The sequence below is a fragment of the Clostridia bacterium genome (assembly GCA_017438525.1).
GTDB lineage: Bacteria > Bacillota > Clostridia > Oscillospirales > RGIG8002 > RGIG8002.
In genome coordinates, this window is sequence record JAFRVI010000078.1 from 1 (window position 1) to 25144 (window position 25144).

The 25144-nt window shown below is 54.8% G+C and carries 13 protein-coding genes; 3 read left to right on the plus strand and 10 right to left on the minus strand.

Annotated features, from left to right (window positions below; all coding sequences use genetic code 11):
• Positions 1 to 280 precede the first annotated feature (280 nt).
• From IJL83_07495 to IJL83_07505, 3 genes are all read left to right on the plus strand, one after another.
• Positions 281 to 748, plus strand: coding sequence for a GNAT family N-acetyltransferase (locus tag IJL83_07495; GenBank protein MBQ6553439.1), 468 nt, complete (start codon positions 281 to 283; stop codon positions 746 to 748).
• A 128-nt stretch (positions 749 to 876) separates the two neighbouring features.
• The gene (locus IJL83_07500) at positions 877 to 1659 is read left to right on the plus strand and encodes a methyltransferase domain-containing protein (GenBank protein MBQ6553440.1); all 783 of its coding nucleotides are present in this window, start codon (positions 877 to 879) and stop codon (positions 1657 to 1659) included.
• A gap of 221 nt (positions 1660 to 1880) precedes the next feature.
• On the plus strand, positions 1881 to 4097 hold the full coding sequence (locus tag IJL83_07505) for an AMP-binding protein (GenBank protein MBQ6553441.1): 2217 nt from the start codon (positions 1881 to 1883) through the stop codon (positions 4095 to 4097).
• A gap of 70 nt (positions 4098 to 4167) precedes the next feature.
• Here the strand turns inward: IJL83_07505 and IJL83_07510 are convergent, their stop codons facing one another.
• From IJL83_07510 to IJL83_07555, 10 genes are all read right to left on the minus strand, one after another.
• Positions 4168 to 8643 carry a family 16 glycosylhydrolase gene (locus IJL83_07510; GenBank protein MBQ6553442.1) on the minus strand — a complete coding sequence of 1492 codons (4476 nt, stop codon included), beginning with the start codon at positions 8641 to 8643 and terminating at the stop codon, positions 4168 to 4170.
• Positions 8644 to 9391: 748 nt separating this feature from the next.
• Positions 9392 to 14674 (minus strand): BMP family ABC transporter substrate-binding protein, encoded by a 5283-nt coding sequence (locus IJL83_07515; GenBank protein ID MBQ6553443.1) that lies wholly within the window; start codon positions 14672 to 14674, stop codon positions 9392 to 9394.
• Between the two features lie 79 nt (positions 14675 to 14753).
• Positions 14754 to 16664, minus strand: a complete 1911-nt coding sequence (locus IJL83_07520; GenBank protein ID MBQ6553444.1) for a protein kinase — start codon at positions 16662 to 16664, stop codon at positions 14754 to 14756.
• Positions 16657 to 17394: a Stp1/IreP family PP2C-type Ser/Thr phosphatase gene (locus IJL83_07525; GenBank protein MBQ6553445.1), complete on the minus strand. Its 738-nt coding sequence runs from the start codon at positions 17392 to 17394 to the stop codon at positions 16657 to 16659. The genes IJL83_07520 and IJL83_07525 overlap by 8 nt, the downstream gene beginning before the upstream one ends.
• Positions 17395 to 17409: 15 nt before the next feature.
• Positions 17410 to 18456, minus strand: a complete 1047-nt coding sequence (gene rlmN / locus IJL83_07530; GenBank protein ID MBQ6553446.1) for a 23S rRNA (adenine(2503)-C(2))-methyltransferase RlmN — start codon at positions 18454 to 18456, stop codon at positions 17410 to 17412.
• Complete coding sequence (gene rsmB / locus IJL83_07535) at positions 18453 to 19757, minus strand: 16S rRNA (cytosine(967)-C(5))-methyltransferase RsmB (protein ID MBQ6553447.1); 1305 nt, start codon at positions 19755 to 19757, stop codon at positions 18453 to 18455. The genes rlmN and rsmB overlap by 4 nt, the downstream gene beginning before the upstream one ends.
• Positions 19757 to 20458, minus strand: a complete 702-nt coding sequence (locus IJL83_07540) for a zinc metallopeptidase (protein MBQ6553448.1) — start codon at positions 20456 to 20458, stop codon at positions 19757 to 19759. The genes rsmB and IJL83_07540 overlap by 1 nt, the downstream gene beginning before the upstream one ends.
• Before the next feature lie 4 nt (positions 20459 to 20462).
• Entirely contained in the window at positions 20463 to 21380 is a 918-nt protein-coding gene (fmt, locus tag IJL83_07545; protein MBQ6553449.1) for a methionyl-tRNA formyltransferase, read from the minus strand.
• 5 nt (positions 21381 to 21385) lie between these two features.
• Positions 21386 to 21868 carry a peptide deformylase gene (gene def, locus IJL83_07550; GenBank protein MBQ6553450.1) on the minus strand — a complete coding sequence of 161 codons (483 nt, stop codon included), beginning with the start codon at positions 21866 to 21868 and terminating at the stop codon, positions 21386 to 21388.
• 16 nt (positions 21869 to 21884) lie between these two features.
• A complete protein-coding gene (locus IJL83_07555; protein MBQ6553451.1) occupies positions 21885 to 25130 on the minus strand; it encodes a leucine-rich repeat protein in 3246 nt (1081 codons plus the stop codon).
• Positions 25131 to 25144 lie beyond the last annotated feature (14 nt).

Consider the following 25144-nt stretch of genomic DNA (forward strand, 5'->3'; position numbering starts at 1 on the left):
TATATTCGCCTGCGGCGAGTTATATTGGGCTTCGCCCAGTTATATTCGCTTCGCGAGTGATATTGCGCTACGCGCAGGTTGAATATAGCAAGGCGAATATAATATAACTGCCTCACAGAGGCAATATAACTGATCCGCAGGATCAATATAACTGCCGTCAAAGACGGCAATATAACTTGAAATAATACAAGTCTTATGCTATACTTTTATAAAAACCATGAAAGAAAAGAGCGAAAGAATGTAATAGAATCTCGGCAAATCCGGACTTACGGAGGAAGATATGATCATTAGAAGGTTTTTGCAAACTGATTCAAAAGAGGTGTCTGATTTAATTATCAAGACGCTTAGAGAAGTAAATATCAAAGATTATCCTAAAGAATATATTGAAAACGAAGTTCAAAGATTGCAACCGAACAAAATCCTGAAGCGAGCAGAATGGACTCATTTTTACGTTGCGTGCGATGAGAACAAGATCGTGGGCTGTGGAGCCATAGGCCCTTACTGGGATAAAGTGGATGAAAGCAGTTTATTTACCATCTTCGTTTTACCCGATTATCAGGGTCAAGGAATCGGAAGAAAGATAATTGAAACCTTGGAAAAAGACGAATACTTCCTGCGCGCGAAAAGAATTGAAATACCCGCCTCTATCACCGCAACTCCATTTTATATAAAAATGGGATACACATACAAAAACGGAATCAGCGTACCGGATGAAGAAGGTCTTTTACGATTAGAAAAGCATAGATAAAAACAAATCCAGTTTTGTCGGGATATAACTCGCGTACAAATATCTATTCTTATCTTGATTTCCATTCGTTTTGTAAGTCTCACACATGAAATAAAGAATAAAATACCATATTTCCGAAGGTGGAATCTATGGATTATCTTGAACAATACTACAACGACTACGACGAAGACGGGCGTCTTCTTTCCCGTCACGGACAGGTTGAATATCTGACTACTATGAAGTACGTGCGCGAGTGCCTCGCCGGCATTACCGATCCGGCGATACTCGAAGTCGGAGCCGGGACCGGAAGATACAGCGTAACTCTCGCAAAGCAGGGCTTCAAAGTGACGGCTGTAGAACTGATCGAGCACAACCTCGACGTGTTAAAATCCAAACTGGACGGCACGGAACCCATCACCGCGATCCGCGGAAACGCGCTGGATCTCTCCGCGTTTGACGACGATTCGTTTGACCTGACCATGCTGCTCGGCCCGATGTATCACCTGTATACGAAAGAAGATAAACTGCGTGCGCTTTCCGAAGCCGTGCGAGTGACAAAAAGCGACGGTCACATCCTCGTAGCTTATTGCATGAACGAGCCGACCGTCATTCAGTACGTTTTCGGCCTGAACAATCTGCGCGAAGTGACGGAGCTCAATATGCTGACTCCGGACTGGCACTGCATCGGCGAGCCGAAAGACGTTTTTGAACTTGTCCGCACAGAAGACATCGCCGCGCTTGACGCCGAAGTGCCTGTGAAACGAATCAAGCTTGTCGCTGCGGACGGGGCGACGAATTACAAACGGGAGCTGATAGACGCCATGGACGACGAGACATTCGGGAAGTGGATGGATTATCATTTCGCCGTCTGCGAGCGGCAGGATCTGATCGGAGCTTCACATCATACTCTGGATATATTACGGAAGATCTGACACAACGTTCAAAATCCCCGCTTCTGCGGGGATTTTTTCTTTTTTATCACTTTAATGCTTGACAGCGGAAAAACTGCGGAGTATAATCGGAAAATAGTTTACGCGCAAGCGCGTGAATATTAAAAATCTAAAAAGGAGGAAACAAAATGGACAATCAGCTTGCCCTAACCGCTCAACGTATCAAGGAGCTGCGTCGAATTATCGGTAAGACGCCGGAGGAAATGGCCATAATTACGGGCGTATCCGTTGAGGATTACGTCCGCTGCGAAAACGGAGAAAGCGATTTTTCGTTCACTTTCCTCCACAAGTGCGCCAAAACGTTCGGAGTCGACATCGCCGACCTGCTGACCGGCGAAAACGCGAAGCTTTCCGCGTTCGCCATCGTCCGCAAAGGCGAGGGCTTCCCCATCGCGCGCCGCAAGGGGTTCAAGTATAATCACCTCGCCGCGAACTTCAAGAGCCGCCTTTCCGAGCCGTTCTGGGTGCGCGCGCCCTACGACGCGGAAGCGCAGAACAAGCCCATCCCGCTGGCTTCGCACGCCGGCGAGGAGTTCGACTACATACTCAAGGGCAGCTTGAAGGTACAGATCGGCGACCACGTCGATTACCTCTATGAAGGCGACAGCGTATTCTACGACAGCATCACTCCCCACGGAATGATCGCCGCGGGCGACGGCGACTGCGAATTCGTCGCAATCGTCATGGATCCCGCCGGACACGCTCAGGAATACAACGCGCACGAAGGCCTCACGGGCGAAGTCAGCCGCCGCAGCGTGGAAGCGCAGGACGATCAGATCTGGCGCGATTTCATCGACGTCACGGAGGACGAGAACGGCGCGCTGAAGGAAATAAACTTCAAGCACAAGGATAACTTCAACTTCGCGTTCGACGTCGTTGACGAGCTCGCAAAGCGCCATCCTGACAAGCGTGCGATGCTCCACCTCGACGGAGAAAAGCACGAGCGCAGCTTCACCTTTAAGGAAATGTCCGAGCTTTCGTCGCAGGCGGCGAACTACCTCAGCTCGCTCGGCGTCAAAAAGGGCGACCGCGTTATGCTGGTGCTCAAGCGCAACTATCACTTCTGGTTCTGCATGCTCGCGCTGCACAAGATCGGCGCGATCGCCATACCCGCCACACACCTGCTCGTCAAGAAGGATTACGAATACCGATTCAAAACCGCGGGCGTTTCCGCGATAATCTGCTCCGCGGACTGCGACGGGCCGCATCAGGCGGACCTCGCGGCGGAGACCTGCCCCGAGCTGAAGATCAAGGTCGTCGCCGACGGCGAATATCCCGGCTGGCACTTCCTCGACGGCGAGATGAAGGCGTTCCCGACGGTCTTCCCGCGCGAGAACAACGACTCGAAGGCGGAGGATATCATGCTGATGTTCTTCTCCTCAGGCACGACGGGCTATCCGAAGATCGCCGCCCACAAGTTCACCTATCCCCTCGCCCACTTTGTGACCGCGCACTACTGGCACAACGTCAATCCCGACGGTCTGCACTTCACGATCGCGGACACCGGCTGGGGAAAGGCGCTCTGGGGCAAGTTCTACGGGCAGTGGCTCTGCGAAGCCGGCGTTTTCACCTACGACTTCGAGAAGTTCAAGGCGGACGATATACTGCCGCTTTTCAAGAGGTATAACATCACCACCTTCTGCGCGCCTCCGACGATGTACCGTTTCTTCATCAAGGAGGATCTGAAGAAATACGACCTCTCCTCACTGCAGTACGCGACCGTTGCCGGCGAAGCCCTCAACCCCGAGGTCTTCGACCGCTTCTACGACGCGACGGGGCTGAAGATAATGGAGGGCTTCGGGCAGACCGAGACGACGCTGACCGTAGCCAACCTAATCGGCATGGTGCCGAAGCCCGGCTCCATGGGCAAGCCCACACCGCAGTACGACGTCGACATCGTTCTCCCCGACGGCAAATCCACGAAGGTCGGCGAGATCGGCGAGATAGTCATCCGCACCGACAGGCGCGTTCCCGTCGGACTCTTCCGCGAATACTACCGCGACGCCGAGAAGACCGCGGAAGCGTGGCACGACGGCGTCTACCACACCGGCGACACCGCGTGGCGCGACGAGGACGGCTATTACTGGTACGTCGGACGCATCGACGATCTGATCAAGTCCTCCGGCTACCGCATCGGACCTTTCGAGATCGAGAGCGTCATCATGGAGCTCCCCTACGTGCTCGAATGCGCCGTCACCGCCGTTCCGGACGAGATCCGCGGCCAGGTCGTCAAGGCGACGATAGTGCTGACGAAGGGCACCGTCGGCAGCGACGAGCTGAAGAAGGAAGTTCAGAACTACGTCAAGACACACACAGCGCCTTATAAGTATCCGCGCATAGTCGAGTTCGTTGACGAGCTGCCGAAGACGATAAGCGGCAAGATCCGCAGAGTCGACATCAGGACCGAAGACGCGAAGTAATAATACGCGAAACACATTGCAACAGCCCTCCCGTTCGGGAGGGCTGTTGCTACGTCATAAGAGTCACATTCTAATTTCCGAGACTTGATACGTCCGCCAGCTTCGCGGCGACGCGGAGTATAGCCAGCGCGTCGTCGACCTCGACCTTGCCGTTGCCGTCGATGTCGCCTATCGCGATAGCTTCGGGCGTTTCCGCAGCCAGCTTCGCGGCTATGCGCAGCGCCGCAAGGGCGTCGTCGACCTCGATCTTACCATTGCCGTTGAAGTCACCCTTCATCAGCGGGCTGACTTCCGAAGTATCGACGACGATGAAGAAAACGGACGCTGGTTTGTAGCCATTCGTGACGGTAAGAACGTACTCGCCCACTTTGTTTACCGGCGTGCCGTCATACTCTTCTCCGTTCAGCGCGGCGGTGCCGACATCCCACGCGGGAGCGGCTGTTTCATCGTTCGCAAGGTCAAAGACCTGGCGTTCGGATACGCCGGTGATGACCGGAACCTGAGTGTTATCCGTCACGGTGAATGTAACGGTCGCTTCGGTGCCGTGGTTATTCACGACAAGCGTATGCTCGCCCGCTTCGGTCACGGGAGTTCCCGCCACATAGTATTCGCCGTCGAGGAACGCCATGCCGCTGTCCCACGAGGCGGACGGTGCTTCGCCGTTCGTTATATCGTACGTCGCACCGTCGGTTATTCCGCTTATTACAGGCGCTTCACCCGGTTCCGTATACGCTGCCAGCTCGGTGAACACAAACATTCCCTTTGCACCTTTTCCTGAGAAACCGATGGTGTTTAACTTCGCCAGGTCAAGCGTTTCTTCTCCGGAAACGTGAGTAAAATCAGAGAAAGGTATATGGATATACTGTCCGGTCGTCGTTATGGTCGGCAGCGGAGCGCTGAACATAAAGCCGCCCTCGACGCCGGTGTGTCCGATGTAGATTTTACCGTTGGACTGCTCCTTCGTCAACCCCTTCGCCCAGATCGAGATACCGTCGCTGTTTGAAAGGTCGGCGCCGAACGGATTGCGGCCGACAACCTCTCCGTCGCTCGTTGTATTATACATTGTCCACGCAGTAGTCGAGCTCGCACTTATACAGAGCGACTGTTTGACATTCGGGGTGATTGAAATTGATGAAGACGTCAGACTGAGAGTCGCTTTTGTCGAGGTCATCTGAGCGACATCCTCCGGCGTCCAGCCGTCGAAGCCGTTGAGGACAACTTCGCCGCCCGGAAGCTTGACGAGATGGTTCGCGGCGTTGTTTATAATGATTACACGTTCCGCGATTTCCGCGGCGGTCACCTTCTGCGAACGAAGCAGCGGGTTCGCTCCCTCCATCGCTTCACGCAGCTTCGCCACACTGTCCTCGGTATAATGCGAATAATCTATATCCAAGGCGGCGCTTATCGCGTTATAAAGCGGCGACTTATCAACCGTCTTCGGCAGAGTCCAGAAATAAACAGCTTCATTCTGCTGCATCGGAGCAGCGAGCACCGAGGTACCATCCGCCGAGAACGCGATATCCGAGAGGCAGTTTCCTCTCTTGCTGCTCGCCGTCGCATGGAAAATGTATAGCAATCCGCCGTTTCTGTCATAGATACGGGCAGTCCCGTCAAGCGAGCAAACGGCAATGCGGTTCCCGTCGGAAGAGAACTTCGCGGAAGTCGTCATCTGAGCGAACCCGTCAAGCAATGCGACGAGTCTTCCGCTTCCGAGATCAAAGAGTCTGGCGTTATTATCACTCGAAGTCGCAACAAGGCGGCTCCCGTCCGAAGAAACAGCAATAGACGCAATCGATGCACAGTCAGGATTCTCGATCGTCATGACGGCTTCGCCGGTTTCCGCGTCATAGAGCAGGATATCGCCCTTTTCATTGGAGGCGACGAATCTTGTACTGTTTGGAATGAATTCTACCCCTCGCACAGTCGAAGACATATCAACGTCTCTCAATATCTCGAAAGTATCGGCATCGAGGATGAAAACCTTGCCTGACGACGTGCCTACAGCAACAAACACTCCGTTATCGGACGCGGATATCGCTCTGGCGTCGGAACCGAGATACGTCTTTCTGCGCAGCGATCCCGCCGATGAGCTGAAAGCGTATATGTATTTGTTGTCACCGGGGGCATCGGTCATGTTGTCATTTCTACCGCCAGCGAAAATCGTCGACTCGTCCGCGGAAAACTCCAGCGCTTCAAAATAAACGCCCGGAGCGCTCACGAATGTCCTTGCCGCAAGGTTATCGGACTTATATATCACTATGCCGCTCACGCGCGAGCCGACAGCGAGATACTTGCCGCTGGGCGAATACTTCAGCGCGTAAAGCGGACCCGCCTGCGAATTCTCATAATTTGCCATTTCACCGGTCTTCGCGTTATGCTGTATCACTCTGCCCTCACGGTCGATAACCGTGATGTAATTACCGTTCGGTGAAGCGGCGACTCTTGAGGCGCCTTTATCTCCTATGGTGCTGCCGATTTTAGCACCCTCCGTCGATTCACGGGAGGCCACTTCGGCAGCAGCCGTCATATCTTCGGCACGCTTTGAAACGCGAATGTAATCGATATTGAATTCGGATTCGGCGGCGGTTTCTTCATAAGCTACATTGCCTCCGGGTCCGCGAACGGAGGTGTTCAGAATGATATAATGCGGATTGTCACCGTATCCCCAGCGCGAAGCGTCAGTCGTCATATTCATCGAAATATACTGCATTCCGTCAAAGTAAATACGCAGTTGGTCGTGTTCCCATTCAAGTCCGTAGGTATGATAATCGTCACCTAAGCTGACATCATTCTTGTTATAGAATTCTACGCCTTTGACGAATTCTCTGCTGCTGTCGACATAGTCGGAAAGCCAATGGAGAGTCCCGTAAAGCTTGGAGTCCTCTTTTCCGCCGCCGACGAGCTCCATGATATCGATTTCGCCGTTTTGAGGCCAATTCCCGTTAACTCCCATCATCCAAAGCGCCGGCCAGATCCAGTAACCGGTCGGGAGCTTCGCACGCATCTCGACCTTCCCGTAAGACATGTAAAAATGCCCCTCGGTCGTCAGATATCCGCCGACAACCGGATAACCGTTATACGCCTCACGTTTTGTGCGAATAACAAGTTCGCCGTCGCTTACGGAAACAAATCTTTCGTTGTCGCGGAAGTAGACGGGTTCTGTATCGGGTCGATTCTTCGCGTCGTAGACCATCCACTTGCTGCGATCGACGGCGTCACCGTCGAACTCGTCGTTCCAGACTTGATTCCATCCGCCGCGGACGCATTCATAGACATCCCACACCTGCTGCACGGTCGATGCTTTGAGGTTTCCGGCGACATAGTTGAGATAAGAGTTCGCAGATGCGACCACGATTTTGAATCCATTGGACGACCTGTTTATTTTCCATTCCTGCATTTCGTCGGAAAGATTCAGTATAGATGTATCTATCTTATAGCTCAGAACATAGCTGCTTGCACTCAGCGCGAGCGAGCTGTTTTTGTTTATTATCCTGAATGTACCGTCGCCGTGACGATAAAGCTGCCACTCCTGGCAAGGATCCTCGCGCCTTTCTTCCATAGTGACATTAAGGCCCGACTGCTTGTTGACGATACGATTTTCATAGCCGGTCGAAGTCATGGTTTCGGTATCTGTCACAGCCGGAGAAAGCGTCAGCGCAAGGCCGGTGCTGCTGTCGACGATTTTGTAGTAACTTCCGGATGTTATTGTCGTAGTTTTGACCTCTTGATACTCCGGCTTCACAGTAGAAAGAATGCTCTCGGTAAAGCAGTGCAGGTCGGAAACGCGAGCGATGAAACCCGGTCTTACCCCCTCGAACGAGAAAGCTATATAGTTCAATTCGGCGAGATCGATTCCGCTGCCGACGGCGTCATAATCGGCAGTGAAAAATTCCCAGTCGATTGCAACATAGCCGTTCCTGGCAGGAATGCCGGCGGCAGTATAGGTCTTTCTTCCTCTTTCGTTTCTGACGCCGACGGAAACGGTGACGGTCTTTACGAGCGAAATATTATCGAAGTCGGTGCGGAAGCGCAGCCCCGCAGTATCCGAAATATCACCGGTAAAAACATCGGCTCCATCTATCTCCGTATCAGAGGCAGCGTTCGAAAAGAATGCAATATCTTTGCCGGCTGTTACGACTTTGACGGCGGGCCCGTTCTGAACTGCCTCATCGTAAAAGACCGCACACCCGGATGTATCGGTAAACGATGAAACTGTCGTCGAGTCCCATGCGGCGAATCCGTCGATCTCTCGCCTTTCGGGCGATGCAACGGCAGTGAACCCGCCGATCGCGTCGGTAAGAAGCGCAGTTACCGAAGCGACATCGGCATTGGAAGGACTATCAGAATACAACAGCGCTTCGGCAGCATCGTAAGCCGCCTTCAGCTGCCTGCGCGAAACACAGGTGCCGTCACTGTAAAGCAGCTCCGCTGCAGTAATAGACAACGCCTCAAGCTCGCCGGTTCCGGCCGCAACGTGAGTTATCGCCGTCGGCAGAATCAGGGCGAGGCACAAAACAGTTGAAATTATACGTTTTACATTCTTCATCAGTTTTCCTCCGAAAGATTTACAAATAGCGCCAAAACAGCGCATAATCCCACGTTTTCGTATATATTATATCAGAACAGCACATGATAATCTTGTCATATTGTGATAATATTCTTGATATGTGATATCCTGAAACTATATATGCCTTTAAAATTTCGGAAACACAGATTGAGCGTCCAGCTCTTTTACCTCTCTTTGCAATGTATATTACATTTTTTACAAAAAAGTTGAAATATTTTTAAAAAAACTATTGACATTTACGATAAGTGATGCTAATATATAAGCGTAAGAAACAGACGGACTCCCGGAAGGGATACTTCGTCGGAAAGATAAAGGGGGCGATTCCAATGTACACCTCAAATACCGCCACGTCGGCGGCGCGTTGTGCGGACGGCGCTCTCGTTGAAACCGTCTGACGCGAATTGACGGCGGTCACTCCTTTGCGGATACCGCGGTGCCCTGTCGGGCAAAACGAAAAAGACGCGTTACCGACGTACAAGACCAAAATAAGCGAAAAGGAGAAATCACCAAGGAGACCTGAGTTACTCACATTTACCGCCTATCCCGCAGGTTGCGGATTTGAGAAAGGTTCTTAATTGTGATTGTACCTAACAACGCACGGGGCTGCTGAAAGGCAGCCCCTTTTATTTATTCTTTGATAAAACGAAAGCGGACAGACGCTCACGTCTGTCCGCTTTTTATCTTGTATCCCTTATTCAGCATGCGCGTAGGCCGCGGCTTCTTCATTTCAAAACTCGACGTATTCGACGCTCGCGGCAGTAACGGACGGCGCGGTGTCGATTTCGTCGGAAACGGTCAGTTCGCCTGCGCACAGGCGCGAGATCAATTGCGCGTAGTCTTCCTGCCCGAAGGCCTGATTCCACAGCGTTGTATCATACGGCAGCTGAACGAAGTTGTTCTCCGGATCCAGCGCATCATTGAAACCGAGCAGGAAGTGCCGGCCGGCGCAGTCCGCCCAATTGCCTTCCCGTATCGTTTCGAGAGCGCCGAAAACAGACGGGTAGATACCCTTTATCGCGGATGTCAGGACAAGCCCTTCATCAAACATCACGGACTGATCCGAGTCGACGCCGATCAGCTTGCCGCCCTTTTCCTGCGCGGCTTCGGCAACGGAAAGGGAGATGCCGCCTCCGCAGGCGAATACCGCCTGTACTCCGCCGTCGTACCATGCGCACATATTCTCCGTAATCTCTTCCGACGGGGCAAAGGAATTCGCGTACGCGAATTTCACCTTTGCGGTTATGCCGAGCTCGCTCGCGGCGGCGTCGGCTCCCTGCAGGAACCCGTAACCGTAGCGCGTGACGGCGGGGATAGGCATTCCGCCGAGGAAACCGAGATTATCGTATCCGAGCTTCACCGCCGCATAACCGGCGAGGAATCCGGCGGCCTCTTCGCGATAGGTCAGGCAGAGGACGTTACCGTAGTCAAAGACGTTCTCACCCGCCGCCTCGAGCAGCTCGTCGCGCGAAACGTCGATCAAGACGAACTTCGCGTCCGGATACTGCGGCACTTTTTCCGCAATGAGATCCGTCATCATAAAGCCGATCACAACGAAAACGTCGCACCCCTCCGCCGAGGCGTCGTCGATCAGGCGGCCGTTATCGAAATCGTCGCCGAGCGGATAATACGCGGAACGATAAATATGATTCTTTTCGCCGAAATCATCAATAGCTTTATACGCCGCGCCGGTGAACGCGTCCCATTCGTCGACGGGAGCGTCGCATATCAACGCTATGCCGCGGATACCGCTTCCCTGCGGAACGATACCGAGCGCAATGCGGAGAAGGACGAGCGCGTCGACTACCGTAACTTCGCCGTCTCCGTCAACGTCGCAATTCGCATCGACGGTCATAAGTCCGGCCGAAACTCTGAGGCAGATAAGCACGTCGGAAACCGTTATCTCGCCGTCTCTGTCAACGTCGCCGGGCATGCCGGGCGCGCCCTCGTTCACGCGGAATCTGACGGTAACAATCTTGTCAAGGTTGATGACCTTCAGGACGTAGTCGCCGGGCTCATTGATCGTCACGCCGTTTCCGACATCGAAGCCGTTAAGCTCTCCCCTGCCTGTATTCCATGTTACATTGACCGGCGCATCATATTCGCCGCCGTCCTCAACTCCGGTGATGACGGGCATTTCGCCTTCTTCCTGATACGCGGTGAGATCGTAATAATAAACGCCGGTGGTGGACTTGCCCGCGCCGGTGAACCCGATTATTTCGAGTCTTGAAAGATCAAGCTGCCCGTCGCCGCTGACGCGCACGAATTGATCGAACGGCGCGGTGATCTCCTTCTTATCGGCACCGATAGCTCCGACGTTGAACTTGTATATCGTATCTTCCTCTTCGCCGGGGTATCCTATGAGAATATCGCTGTCGGTAACGTCTTTGGTGGAATAGGTCTTAAACTTCAATCCGCTGTAATCGCGCATATCCGCTACAAACGGATTTTTGACGATGCCTTCTGCGGTCTTGTTGTTGAACTCCCACTTGGTACGCGTGGAATAAACGCAGAGCGCGTTATGCGTAACGTCTCCGTCAGTCACGTCTCGCATCGTGGCGCGGCAGGTCGTGACAGTCATAAGCGAAGTATCAGAGGTCTGCCACGGCTTGAAGCCGAAGGGCTCGTTATCCTTCAGCGCGACCGCGCAGCGAACCGTTCTCGCCGCGGCGGTGACGTCGCCCTGGTCGGCGGTGTAGATGCGCGCGAGCTTCTTATACTTGTTGCGAATGCCCTCCAGCACTCCCCATGCGCGTGCGGAGTAGTCATCCGGATTGGCGACCGCCGCGTCGCGGAGCGCAGCTTCAAGCTCGGAAGTATCGAGACTTCCGGTGCCGAGATTCCAGCAAAGCGTGTTCGCCTTGTTATGATAAGTTATACCGTATACCTTTGTCCCACCGGCGCCGAAAACGGCGTTATGGATCGCATACGTGCCTTCCTGTCTGCCGTTGAGCGTGCGGAGGTATTCGCCGTTTGCGGTATAGAGTCTGCCGTATCCCTCCAAACTCATGAGGAGTATCATCTTGCCGTCAGGCGACCAGCGCGCGGTCGGGACCGCCTGACCGAAGCCGCCCATCACGGAGAGCAGCTTGCCTGAAGCGGCGTCGAAGAGTCTGCCGCCGTCGGTGCTGCCGCTGACGAGCAGTTTCGTGCCGTCCGGCGAGAACTCGCAGGTGCGGATCGAAGCTCTGCTGACGTTCGCCGCTTCATACTTCATCGTTTTTGCGGCGACGTCGTATACGAATATCTTGCCGCCCTCGTCGGTCGTGGCAAGCAGCGCGCCGTCCGGAGACCAGTCAAGACCTCTGGCGCAGTGGATATGATCCGTAAACACGGCGTATTCGGTAAGCGCGCCTCCGGTGATGTTGTAAACGATTATCTTTCCGTTCGCGCAGGCGGCGGCGAGTTTCGTGCCGTCCGGCGAAACCTTCAGAGTCCTTACGTTACTGCCGGTAAACGGGCCTTCGGTCACGGCTCCGGTCGCCGTATCCATTATATAAACGTATTGCGAAACGTCTTTGCTCGGGATCGAGCTATCCGCTTCCCCGCTGATTCTGCCGCCGGCGAAAAGCTTGCTGCCGTCAGCGTTGAAATCAACCGCTTCGACGTATACGTGCGGGAAAGAGCCCGTAGCTTTCCTCGTCAGCGCGGGGCTGTCAAGTATAACGACCTTATCGCCGCGCGAAGCTACCGCTATCTTGGTTCCGTCGTCGGAAAACAGTATCTTGGAAATTTCATTGTATCCGCAGGAATTACTCTTCAGAAGCGAGTTATCCGAAGTATCGGTAAGGTAAACCGTGCCTCTGTCGGAAGACGCGACGTATTTGCCGTCGGGAGAAGCGTCGAGAGCGCACATCCAACCGCTTCCTGTAACGACGTTGGAGGCGTTCAGAACCTCGTCGTTGTAGGCCGGAGCGTCCGAAACTTCGCCGGCGCGCTTATACACGCGAACGTAATCGACGTACATGAACGTTTCGTCCGCCATATCGCTGTAAATCTGGTTGTTGCCTGGCCCCTTGGTAGAAACGTTGAGAATCAGATAGTGCGGATTATCGCCGAAGCCCCAGCGGATCTCGTCTGTCGTCAGCAGCATCGACATATACATCATTCCGTCGACGTAAGTGCGCGCCTGCTTTTCATCCCATTCTACCGTGAAAGTGTGGTAGTCGTCAGCGTAGGGTTCCTTGTTCTCGTTATATATCGTGGTGCCTTTTGCGGCGTGGATCATATAGTCGTTGCTCGTATCGCTGCCGTAAAGGTTGCCCTGATACGTGAACCAGTGGTTAGTGCCGTATATCGCGTACGGATCGCTTGCGTTATCGCTGATATCGAACTCCATCATATCGAGCTCGCCGTTGTAAGGCCAGTTGCCGTACTGTCCCATAGACCAGAACGCAGGCCAGGAACGCTTGCCGTCCGTAAGTTTGGCGCGCATTTCGATTTTGCCGTAAGTCACGCCGTAGATGCCCTGGGTATCCATATAACCGGAGGTGGCGTGATAGTTGCCGTAATCCTCTTTTACGGTCCTGATAACGAGTTCGCCGTTCTTGACGTAGATATTATTCGGGTCGTCGCGGAAGGTTGCGGGCTCGCTGTCGCCTCTGACTTTGCCGTTCGCGACGTTCCACTTCGTACGGTCGATGGAGTTCCCGTCGAACTCATCGCCCCAGACCTCGACCCATTCGTCCGTAACGCATTCGTATACGTCCCATTCATAAGCGGAGGAAACGAGATCAGGCACGCCGCCGCTTATACCGAGGTACTTGCTGCCGCTTTTGAATACGAATCTGCCGTTGGATTCGGTAACTGACCATTTTTGGCGTGGATTATCGAGATCCTCGTGGTGTTCAAGAGCGAGCTTTCCGCTTTCGATTACTATAGTTCCTATCGATAACGTCGTGCCGCGCGCCATTGTCGCGGAGGTACCCTGATTTATTATGTGATAGTCGCCGCTGCGGAGCTGCTTGTAAATCTGCCACTGCTGCGTCACGTCGTCGCCATTGCCCTCGGAAAGACTGAATGACTGATTGGAAGAAGTCCAGTCGAGGCGGCTGCTCGACGCCTGCTGCTTGTAGACTGTCTCTGTGAGCGCCGGTCCCCAGGTGACGACCTTGCCGGTCGCCGGATCGGAAATCTTATAGATGTGTTCGTTGTCTATCTGATCGAAAGCGGTGACCTTCACTTCCTCGTAGACGCGGTCGTCCTTCTCTATCGTTTCGACGAAGGCGTGAACGTCGGAAATATAAACGCTCGCGCCGGCTTCGCCGCTAACGGCAAAGCCGAGGAGGTTCATCGCGCCGGAAAGATCTATCTTCGAATCGGGATAGTTGACCTCCGGATAGAATATCTCCCACGGAACGTAGACGTAACCCTCTTTCGTCACGGGGATATCATAGACCGAGAGCATTTCTTCCGATTCCGCGGTCGATTTGCCGACGTAAAGCTCGATGCTCCCGACCGCGTCGTAGTTATCCGAAGAGAGCCACAGCGCAAGACCGTCCGAGAAATACATATCGACTCCGAACGGCGAATAAGCGCCGTCCTCACCGGGTCGGTTGATGAACATGACGTAACTGTCGTACGCCGTCAACTTCAGCGACTGCGACGCGCCCTCCGGCTTGACGTCGGTGACGATTAGCGAAGAGAGGCCGAAACGGTTCATTCTTTCGACCTGCTCCTGAGTCCATTTATCGACGCCGTTTAGATTGACTCTGCCGGATACGGTCATCGGAAGAAATCCATCGACCGCGGCGGCAAGACGCTCGTAAGCGTTGTCTATCTCCGGCTGCGCCGCGGAATCGTCGATGATGACTGCGTCGGCGGCGGCAAGCTTGCCGTAGAGGTATTTTCTTGTCTGTTCGGTCCCACCCGAGAAGTAGAGCTCGCGCGCTTCATTGAGTTTCTGCTCGAGCTCCGCCTTTGTCGTCGAGGCGGATGCGGTTATTGTGAACGAGCCGGCAAAAACACCCGCTATCATACACAATAGGATCAATGCGGATAGCAACTTTTTCATAACTGACCTCCCGTAAAAACATATCCTTTAATTAGTGAAACCGGCGCGCGTCTGTCATGATCGCGCGCCGGAACAGCCCTTAATTAAAACTGACAGTGCCGTTATCGAAATTGACTTTGCCCTGTTTAATGACGTCTTCATTTATCCTGAAGACCCATTCCTTCGTTCCGCTGTGACCGGTAAACGTGACCTGAATACCGTTTTTGACGCGGTCGGAGTTATAATTTACGTCAACGAGGCGCAGCACGGACTCCTTCTCGCCGGACTTTTCCTTGACTGTATATATATCCACGTTGAAGCTCGTGTAATCCTTATAAATTTCCGGGACTTCGAAGGTGTATTTGACTTCTTTTATCGCGAGCGTGCCGTCGGAGATCGTAAGATCGACCTTGTCTCCCTGATTGAGCGTGCCCTTATCGGGATTCTGGGCGATGACGGTGCCGGCGGGCTTTTCGGAGGCGGCCGTCGTAACAACGCCCTTGTCAAGTCCGGCGTCCTTCAGCTTCTTCTCCGCCTCTGCCTCGGTAAGTCCGACGACGTTGACTATTTCAACGGGACTGACTACCGGACCTGTGCTTACGTATACCGTTATCTCCTCGCCGACTTTTACCGGAGTTCCGATCTTCGGGCTCGTTCCTATGACAAGCCCCTCCGGTACGTCGTCGACGGATTTTTTCTCCTCGACACAGGTGAGGTTGAGCTTCTGTATCTCCGCTTTTGCCGCCTGATACGAAAGCTGCGCAACGTCAGGAACATCCACCTTCTGCACGCCCTTGCTGACCGTCAGATAGATGCGGTGGCCTTCGGAAACCTGCGTGCCGTCTTTCGGCTGCTGCGAAATTATCTGCCCCTCTTCGTATTCGTCGTCCCAGACTTTGTTCTGCTCGATAAAGATAAATTTGTTTGTGTACTGCGGATCGTTGACGATATCGCTGTAGTACTTGCCCTTGAAGTCCGGCACGACAAAATCGGTGCCGCCCTTGTTTTTGGCAATAAGCACGACGAGTATTATCGCGGCAATGACCAGCACCGCGGTTATCGCGATCAGTATCGGCACAAAAGACGGAGTCTTTTTTGACTTTCCGTTATCTTCCGGCTTGATTTTGCCGAAGTAGCGGGTCTTTGCGGAATCATCAACCAGGTCGTAATCGAAAACAACGTCCGGATCGTTTTTGACCGCCTGGATATCCTTTATCATATCGGCGGCGGAAGCGAATCTGTTTTCGGGCGACTTCTGCATCGCCTTCATAATGATCTGATCGACCCCTATTGGAATCGTGTCATTGATCATCCTGGGGTTGTCCGGCTGCTTCTGGACGTGCTGCAGCGCGATGGAAAAGGGCGTATCGCCGTCAAACGGGAACTTACCGGTCGTAAGAACGTAAAAGATTGCGCCGAGCGAATAGATATCCGCTTTGAAATCCGTCTCGTTGCCGGAGGCCTGCTCCGGACTGATATAGTGCACGGAGCCGAGCGCCATTTCACTCATCGTCTTCGTATCGACAGACGCCATGCGCGCGATGCCGAAGTCGGTGACCTTGACGGTGCCGTCTTCAAGCAGCATAATGTTCTGGGGCTTCAGATCCCTGTGAACGACTCCCCTCTCATGAGCGTGCTGTATGCCCTTGAGAGTCTGCTCCATAATAGCTATCGCGTCATGCAGCGGGAGGACCTTCTTCACATCGATGTACTGCTGGAGCGTTATGCCGTTGATATACTCCATAACGATATACTGCGGCCCGTCACCGGAACCGACGTCGTATATGCTGACGATATTCGGATGCGAGAACATCGCTATCGCTCTGGATTCGTTCTTGAAGCGGCGTCTGAACTCCTCGTCCTCCGCGAATTCATCCTTGAGTATCTTTACCGCAACGTTTCTCTCGGCAAAACGATCGTAGGCCTTATAAACAACGGCCATTCCGCCGACGCCGATGACTTCGCGTATCTCGTATCTGTTATCTAATCTTACTCCGAGATATTTATCCATTGATTGACCCCTCCATTGAATTTCCGCTGATAATGACCGCGGTAGCGTTATCCGTTCCGCCGCGCTCAACGGCAAGAGCGATGATTTCATTAACGGCTTCGTCCGGCGGCTTTTCCATAAAGCCGGCAAGTTCGGCTCCGTCTATGAGGTTCGTCACCCCGTCCGTGCAGAGAAGTATGGAATAGTTCTTCGGCAAATAGTATTCGGTGTAATCCGCTTCGAGCAGCGGCGCGACGCCGAGCGCCCGAGTGATAAGATTTTTGTTCGGATAGTTCTGCGCCTGATCCGGTGTGAGCTCGCCGCTTTCAAGCAGCTCCTGCACGACGGAATGGTCGCGCGTCAACTGCTCGAGCTCCGTGCCGTTGAAAAGATAGGCGCGGGAATCGCCGGCGTGCACAAGGTAAAGCGTTCCGTTTCTTACCACAGCGGCAACGATCGTCGTTCCCATTCCCTCGAGGGTGTCGATTTCCTTCGACTTTTCATAGACCGCGAGGTTGGCGGCGTCTATCGCGGAAAAAAGCACGTACTTCAGATCAGAGTTCTTTTCCGCAACGGAAATACGCTTCGCGACTATATCAGCGGCGATATCGGACGCAACGGCGCCGCCGTTGGCCCCGCCCATTCCGTCGCAAACCACGGCGTATGCGAAGTTTTCACCTTCGCCCATTATGAAGGCATCCTGGTTTTCCTTTCGGACAAGCCCGATGTCGCTTGCTCCGTATACCCGCACGGCAAATCACTCCTTTCAAGCGTCCGCACGCTTTTCTTCATTTTCAAAACGCAGCCGCAGCTGTCCGCAGGCGGCGTCTATATCGGTTCCGAGTTCGCGTCTGACAGTCGCGCTGATACGCTCGCGCTCAAGGACGTTCAGAAACGCGTTTATCCGCGCCGGCGACGGTCTCTCCCACTCGCACTCATCGGAAGGATTCAGCGGTATGAGATTGACGTGGACCATCATTCCGCGGAGTCTGGAAGCGAGCTCTCTCGCGTTTTCGTCTGAATCGTTCAGCCCTTTTATGAGCGTGTATTCGATCGCGACGCGGCGCTTCGTATAATCCGCGTACTCTTTAGTTTCGGCGAGCAGCTCGCGCATTTCGTACTTCGCGGCGACCGGCATTATGCGGCGGCGGATCTCGTCGTTCGGCGCGTGGAGCGACAAAGAAAGCGTCAGTCCGAGCCGCATTTCGCGAAGCTGCTTTATCCGCTCGACAAGCCCGCAGGTCGAAATTGATATCCCCCTTATGCTCAAACCAAGGCAGCGTTCGTCCGTCGCCATAGATATGAATTTCACTACGTTATCGAAGTTATCCAGCGGCTCGCCGGTACCCATTAAAACTATATTAGATATTTTAACACAAAATTGTCTCTCTGTAAAGATTATTTGGTCGAGCATTTCCGAAACGGAAAGATTCCGTTTCAGTCCGCGCTTTGTCGAAGCGCAGAAACGGCAGCCCATACGGCATCCGGCCTGAGTGGAAATGCATACGGTGTTGCCGTGTTTGTACTTCATAAGTACCGTTTCGACGGCGTTTCCGTCCGCGAGACCGTAAAGCAGTTTCGCGGTCTCGCCGTCCGAAGAGACCTGCGAGCGCAGTATCTCGGGCTTCGATATGAAGAACAGTTCTCCGAGGCGACCGCGAAGCTTTGCCGAAAGGTTAGTCATTTCCGCGAAAGAAGCGACTCTGTCATTATAAAGCCAGCGAAAAATCTGCGCCGTCCGGTAGCTTTCGCAGCCCTCGGCGGCAAGCAGCGCCGTCAGCTCTTCAAATGTCAAAGCTTTGATATCCGTCATATTTTTACCATTCTCGCAACGAAAAATCCGTCCGTGCCGTTCAAGTCGGGGCGAAGCGTGACGCGCCAATCCTCTCTCCCGTCGGGAGTTGCAAACGGAAGCGGCTCAAAACCGCCGTTTTTCGCCAGGAACGCCTCGACGACCGCTTCATTCTCCGCACGCAGCAGCGTACAGGTGGAGTAAACGAGCGTGCCGCCTTTACGGACGCAGCGGGCTGAGTTTTCGAGTATCGCAGTCTGTATCTTCGGCAACTCCGCGACGTCCATGGCGCGTTTGCGGCGTATTTCCGGCTTCTTGCGTATAACGCCGAGCCCTGAGCACGGCACGTCGCAAAGCACTCTGTCCGCTTCCGGCAGGTCGCCCTTCGACGCGTCGCGGACGGCGGCGGTAAGAATTTTTATCCCGAGCCGTTCCGTGCCTTCGCGAATAAGTCCGACCTTCTTTTCGCTTATATCAAAGGAGCGAAGTTCTCCCTCGTTTCGCATCATTTCGGCGGCAGTGAAGCTCTTGCCGCCCGGCGCGGCACAGACGTCATAAACGCGTTCGCCCGGCTGCGCGCCGAGCACTCCGCAGCAGAACGCGGACGCCGCGTCCTGAACGTGAAACAGTCCGCCGCGGTAGGCGGCGAGTCCGTCGACGCCTCCGGTTCCGGAAACGGTAAGCATATCGGAGATAAACGGGTGTTTTTCCGTCGTCACGCCCTCCGCCTCAAGCAACGACGCAAGGCGTTCGGCGTCGGTTTTCAGCGTGTTTGCTCTGATCGTCAGCGGAGGTCTGCCCTCCGACGCGGCGAGTATCGCTTCAGCGGCGGCGAAGCCGTATTCCTTTATCCATTCCTCCGCTATCCAGTTCTCTACGGAATAGCGAAGCGAAAGGTATCCGACCGGATCGGCTTTCGCGTCCGGCAGAACGCTTTCGTCGCGGTGGCGGTCGATATTCCGCAGCACGGCGTTGGCAAATCCGCCGGCGTGGAAATCGACAGATTTGGCGAGCTCTACGCCTTCGTTTATCGCCGAATACGCCGGTATCTTGTCGCAGAAGAGTATCTGATACGCGGAAAGCCGCAGTATCACGGCGAGCTCCGGACGCAGCTTGCCCTTTCGCGTCAGTTCGCGCCGTATGTACGCGTCGAGCAGCGACTCGCGCTCGAGCGTTCCGTATACGATATTCGCGGCAAGCGCCGCGTCCTGTTCCGAAAGCTCAGCCGCCTTTATCCCGGCGTCGAGCGCACGGGGCGAAAACGCGCCTCCCACGGAAACAGCTTTAAGCACCTTATAGGCGCAGACGCGTGCACCGGTCATCAGTCGCTTCTCCTGCCGAATATCATCAGCAAACGGATAATGTTCATCAGCGTCACGAAGAATGCCGCGACGTAGGTCATTGCGGCGGCGGTGAGCACCTTCCTCGCGCCGACGGCTTCGGCGTCCGCAAGGACGTTATGCGAACGGATCGCGGACATCGCCCTGCGCGAAGCGTCGAACTCCACCGGCAGCGTTATAAGCTGCACGAACAAACCCGCGAAAAGTATTATGAAAGCGGTCTTGAAAAGTATCATGCTCGCGTTTTCGTTGGAAACGATAACCGAGATTATAAGCAGCGGTACGGGAAGCCATGAAACGAACTGCGTTATCGGGATAACGAAGTTGCGTATCCGCAGCGGGAAATACCCGATATTGTGCTGAACGGCGTGCCCCGCTTCATGCGCGGCGATGCCTACGGCGGTCACCGAGTTTTTGTCAAAAACGTCCGACGAAAGGCGTATCGCCTTCGACCTCGGATCGTAGTGGTCGCCGTCGCTGCTCTGCAGACGCTCGATGCGAACGTCGAGTATGCCGTTGGCGGAAAGGATCAGCTCCGCCATTTCCCTGCCGGTTATTCCTCTCGCGGTGCGCACCTGCCCGTATTTGCTGATAGAGGACTTGACGACTATCTGTGTTATGAGCATGAATATCAGCGCGGGTATTACGAGTATGAAATACCACTTGTCAACGTACCAATACATCTGATTACTCCTTGTTGAAAATCGGGTGACCGCGAAGGTATGCGGCGGAGTCCATACGCTTTCCGCCCTCGCCCTGCACTTCGGTCAGCAGCGCTTCCCTGCCGTCTCCGCAAGCGACGGCGATCATACCGTCTTTTTCGTAAGCTTCGCCGGCGGGACGCGAGGTCTTTTCTCCGACGGCGGCTTTGTATACCTTGAGTCTGTTTCCTTTTATATCGGTCCGCGCGACCGGATTAGGATCAAGTCCGCGGACAAGATTCACTACGTCGGCGGCGGATTTCGCGAAGTCTATGACCGCCGCTTCTTTCGAGATCATAGGCGCGTAGGTGGCTTTGCTTTGGTCCTGCTTAACGGGTATTATTTCACCCGCGTCGAGTTTTATCAGCGTTTCCGCGAGAAGCTCCGCACCGACCGGCGCGAGCGCGTCGAAAAGCTCTCCGGCGGTCATTTCGGGAGGTATTTCAACCTCGCGGACGGCGAGCATATCGCCGGTATCCATGCCTTCGTCGAGCTGCATGATCGTCACCCCTGTGACTTTTTCGCCGTTGACAATCGCAGTCTGTATCGGCGACGCGCCTCTGTACTTCGGGAGCAGCGAGGCGTGGACGTTCACGCAGCCGAGGCGCGGCAGTTTCAGAAGCGACGCCGGCAGGATCTTGCCGTAAGCGGCGACAACGGCGACGTCGGGAGAGAACTTTTTGAATATTTCCTCCCCTTCTCCGTTGCGCAGCGAGAGCGGCTGGTATACCGGGATCCCGACGCTTTCCGCATATGATTTGACCGCGCCGGTAATTATCTTGTTGCCGCGGGCGTTGACTCTGTCCGGCTGGGTTATCGCGGCGCAGACGTCGAACCCGCGCCCGACGAGTTCTTTCAGCGTAACGGCGGCAAAGTCCGGCGTTCCCATAAAAACGATTCTCAAACGAATTACTCCTTTTTATCGCCCTTCAGTTCGTCCGGATCAAGCATTCGCACGACGCAATCTATGAAAAGCTTGCCGTCGAGGTGGTCGACCTCGTGGCATACCGCGCGCGCGGAAAGACCGCTGACCGAATATCTGACCTTTTCGCCGGCGAGATTCAGCGCCTCGACGGTCACGTTCATGGGTCTGTTGGTTATGCCGTACTCGCCCGGATATGAAAGGCATCCCTCGATATCCTCCTGATGCCCCGATTTTTTGGTAATAACGGGGTTTATCAGCTCTACGACGCCGATATCCTCAAGATCGACGATGACGACGCGGCGAAGCACTCCCACCTGCGGAGCGGCAAGGCCGACTCCGTTGGCGAGCGCCATCGTTTCCTTCATATCCTCCACCAGCGTTTCTATCCGCGCGTCGATCTTATCGACCTCGCGGGCGCGCTTGCGAAGCGTTTCGTCCCCGAATTCTATTATTTGTCTTACAGCCATTTTTATTTCCTCTCAATTACTGTATCCGCGCCGCAGCGCGCATTATCAACAATACGTCCGAAACCGTCAGAGCGGCGTCGGCGTCCATATCCATTCTTTCGACGGTGTCGATATCCGTCTTCGTCATGCCGAGCGAAATACGGAGCACTTGGAGCGCGTCGGTAACGCTTATCCGTCCGTCGCCGTCGATATCGCCGCGGATCAGTTCCACGAAAACGCACGCGGTGTTCCCCGCGCAGAAGGTCTCCGCGTAGCTCCCGCGCGTGCCGTAGACCTTGACGTTACGGCTCGCGAACGCGTCGTCCGCGCAGTCCGACATCGTCGACGGGAAGCGCAGTTTTTCCAGCGGAGCGGTCCCGAACGCATCCGATTCGACGCGTTCGACGCCTTCGCGCAGGATAACCTCTTTCAGCGCGCGGACGTTTCCGCAGATGCCGGACGGAACGGTCTTCATACCGCTGCCGATAACGAGTTTACGCAATCCGTGGCACCAGTCGAAGGCGTCTTCGCCGATAAAGGTCACGGAATCAGGAATGACAAGCTCCGTAAGCTGCTTGCAGCCGTGAATCGACTCTTTGGCGATATATTCAAGTCCTTCGGGCAGGATAAGCTCGCGGAGCGTCCAGCAGTTGCGGAACGCCTCCGTTTCGATGCGCTTCAATGTCGACGGGAGCGTTATGCTCACGTTTTTCGCGTAGTTGCCCATGCCGCCGAACGCCGCGGCGCCTATCACCGTGACGGGGCAGCCGCCGAGCGTTTCCGGAACGACGATGTTTCTGTCGTTGCCGCGGTAGCCGGTAACGGTCGCTTCGCCGTCGGTTATCTTATAGAAAAAGTCGCAGTCGTAGGCGGCGGAAGCGGGTCCGGATTCGCCGTCAACGCTCCATCGGTGGAGCGCCTTCGGGAATGTGTATGTCGTGGCGTAAACGTATTCGCCGGACGGCGAGAACTTCATCGAAAAGACGTGTCCGTTATGCTCCGTCATCGACGTGACGAGCGTGCGGCGGTAGCCGCCGTCGGCGTCGTAGATCTTCACCCTGCCGTCGAGACTCGCGACGGCGATGCGGCTTCCGTCCGGAGAGAACTCCGCTATATGCGCCGCCTGCGAAAAGCCGCCGAGTATTTTCAGCAGTTCTCCGCTTTCAACGTCGTAAAGTCGGGCGCAGTTATCGGAGGAGTTGACGAGCAGTTTTCTGTCGTCCGCGGAGAAGCGCACGGAGGTCATGCTTGTGTTTTTCAGCGTGTTCAGTTTGCGGATAAGGGTTTGATCCGCGACGCTGAAAAGGTATATCCCTCCGCGCTCGTCCGTCACGGCCAGCATAGAGGAATCCGACGAGAAGGCGACTCCGCGCGCCTGCGCCGCGCCGCATTCGAGGTGAGCGAGCACGGTGAAGGTTTCTGTTTCGAGCAGGACGCATCTGCCGTCGAGCAGCGCTACGGCGAGCAGACCGCCGTCCGGCGAAAGCGTCATTCCCCTGCCCTCTCCGCCTATTTCGGTCTCGTATCTCAACGCGCCGGTGGCGATGTCGAACACGCGCATACAGCCGAGTTTCACGATGCTTCCGTCAAACTGGTTGCCGGCGCCGTTATGAGCCGCTCTCGCAGGCATATCCGCGGTTATCAGCCCCGTGCCGTCCTTCGTAAACAGCAGCTTACTATGGCAGACGGTGCCGTTGCAGATGCGAAGCGGGGGCGCGTCGTAATCCGACGTATCGTAGATCAGTATCGTGCCGACGAAATCCGCGACGGCGAGCTTCGATCCGTCCGGCGAATACTCGATCGCCGAAAGGAGTACCATCGGGAGCGCGGTCAGCATACGCTTCTGAAGACCCGTGGCGGCGTCTTCGATATAGATATATCCTTTTCCGTCGGCAACGGCGATCTCGCCGCCGTCCGGCGAGACCGCAAGCGGCATCTCGTTATCCCAGTCGTGCGAACGCGCGACGACGTCGGCGGCGGTGGATGTGTAAGTCGTTTCCGGCGTCGTTTCGTCCGGCAGGTAATCGCAGCTCGTTTCGCGCTTGCTGACGGTTATTCTGTCGATGTAGTAAAAATACTCTTCCGGATAATCCTTGCCGGGTGTGAGCGTTCCGTCGTCCTCGCCCTGGATCCAGTTATCGAGGATCAGAAAATGCGGATCGTCGCCGAAGGCGTATTTGTCGTCGTTCGCCTTCGGATTGTGCGACGCGTAGAGCATCCCGTCGAGGAACCAGCGCATCTGGTCGTTCTCCCATTCCAGCGCGAAGGTGTGGAACTCTTCGCTGAACGGGACGCGGTTTTCGGTATAAAGCGTTCTGCCCTCGGAGGTGTGGCTGCCGCCCGGAGTCGTCCAGTGGCGCGTGCCGAAAAGATAAGCGTCAGCGTCGGCCATGCCCTCGTTGCTTATCTCCATAATATCGATTTCGCCGTTGCCCGCCCAGAGCGTTTCGTTCGCGAGCATCCAGAGCGCCGGAAAGGTGCCGTAGCCGTGAGGCAGACGGGCGCGCATTTCGATTCTGCCGTATGAGATCGAGTATTTGCCGGCCGTATCGACCATACCGGCTGCCGCGGCGTATCCGCCGTAGTCTCCGATATCCGCGCGGAGCACGAGACTGCCGTCTTCGATATAGACGTGTTCGTCGTCGCCGACATTTATCACGACGGCTTTGTCCGTCTGCAAATGTCCGTCTGCGCGGTTCCACTTCGACTCGTCGAAGTAATCAAATTCATCGGTCCAATCCTCGACCCAGCCGGGCTCGCTTATGCGCGCTATCGAGAACTGCTTCGCTCCCGACGTGACGGCGGTCGAGCGCACGCGCCGGCCGGAATAGGTTATCGCTCCGGCGTTTCTGATCACGAAGGTGAAGTATCCGTTTTTATACTGGATCGCCCATTCCTGCTTTGCGTTATTAAGGTCGACGTTTTCAGGCGAAAGCTCGCCGGACGCGTAGACGTCCTTTATCGTAAGCGCGGAGGCGCAGTATTTGTTTATTATCCTGTAACGGTTGCGAAGGGCCGGATCGCTGACGATCTGCCATTCCTGACGCTTTTCGACTTCGACCGGATCTTCGAGGACGAGCGTTCCGTCCGGGTCGTTCTCCGCGTAGGTCAACGCCTTACCGTTAGTGTCGTAGATTTTGTAATAGCAGTCCGCCGTGAAGCCCGGCTCCGTAAGGAGCGTTTCTTCATAGCCGGCGTATCCCGACTCCGCGGAAATCACGCCGGACGGAAGAAGCCCCGCGACGATAAGCAGCGATATTATAATTGCCGTCAGTTTTTTCATCAGATAAACCTCTT

Coding starts and splice junctions, on each gene's coding strand:
- IJL83_07505 (MBQ6553441.1), top strand. CDS start 1,881: ATGGCCATAATTACGGGCGTATCCGTTGAGGATTACGTCCGCTGCGAA.
- IJL83_07515 (MBQ6553443.1), bottom strand. CDS start 14,674: ATGAAAAAGTTGCTATCCGCATTGATCCTATTGTGTATGATAGCGGGT.
- def (MBQ6553450.1), bottom strand. CDS start 21,868: ATGGCTGTAAGACAAATAATAGAATTCGGGGACGAAACGCTTCGCAAG.
- IJL83_07555 (MBQ6553451.1), bottom strand. CDS start 25,130: ATGAAAAAACTGACGGCAATTATAATATCGCTGCTTATCGTCGCGGGG.
- IJL83_07495 (MBQ6553439.1), top strand. CDS start 281: ATGATCATTAGAAGGTTTTTGCAAACTGATTCAAAAGAGGTGTCTGAT.
- rsmB (MBQ6553447.1), bottom strand. CDS start 19,757: ATGACCGGTGCACGCGTCTGCGCCTATAAGGTGCTTAAAGCTGTTTCC.
- IJL83_07540 (MBQ6553448.1), bottom strand. CDS start 20,458: ATGTATTGGTACGTTGACAAGTGGTATTTCATACTCGTAATACCCGCG.
- rlmN (MBQ6553446.1), bottom strand. CDS start 18,456: ATGACGGATATCAAAGCTTTGACATTTGAAGAGCTGACGGCGCTGCTT.
- IJL83_07520 (MBQ6553444.1), bottom strand. CDS start 16,664: ATGGATAAATATCTCGGAGTAAGATTAGATAACAGATACGAGATACGC.
- IJL83_07500 (MBQ6553440.1), top strand. CDS start 877: ATGGATTATCTTGAACAATACTACAACGACTACGACGAAGACGGGCGT.
- IJL83_07510 (MBQ6553442.1), bottom strand. CDS start 8,643: ATGAAGAATGTAAAACGTATAATTTCAACTGTTTTGTGCCTCGCCCTG.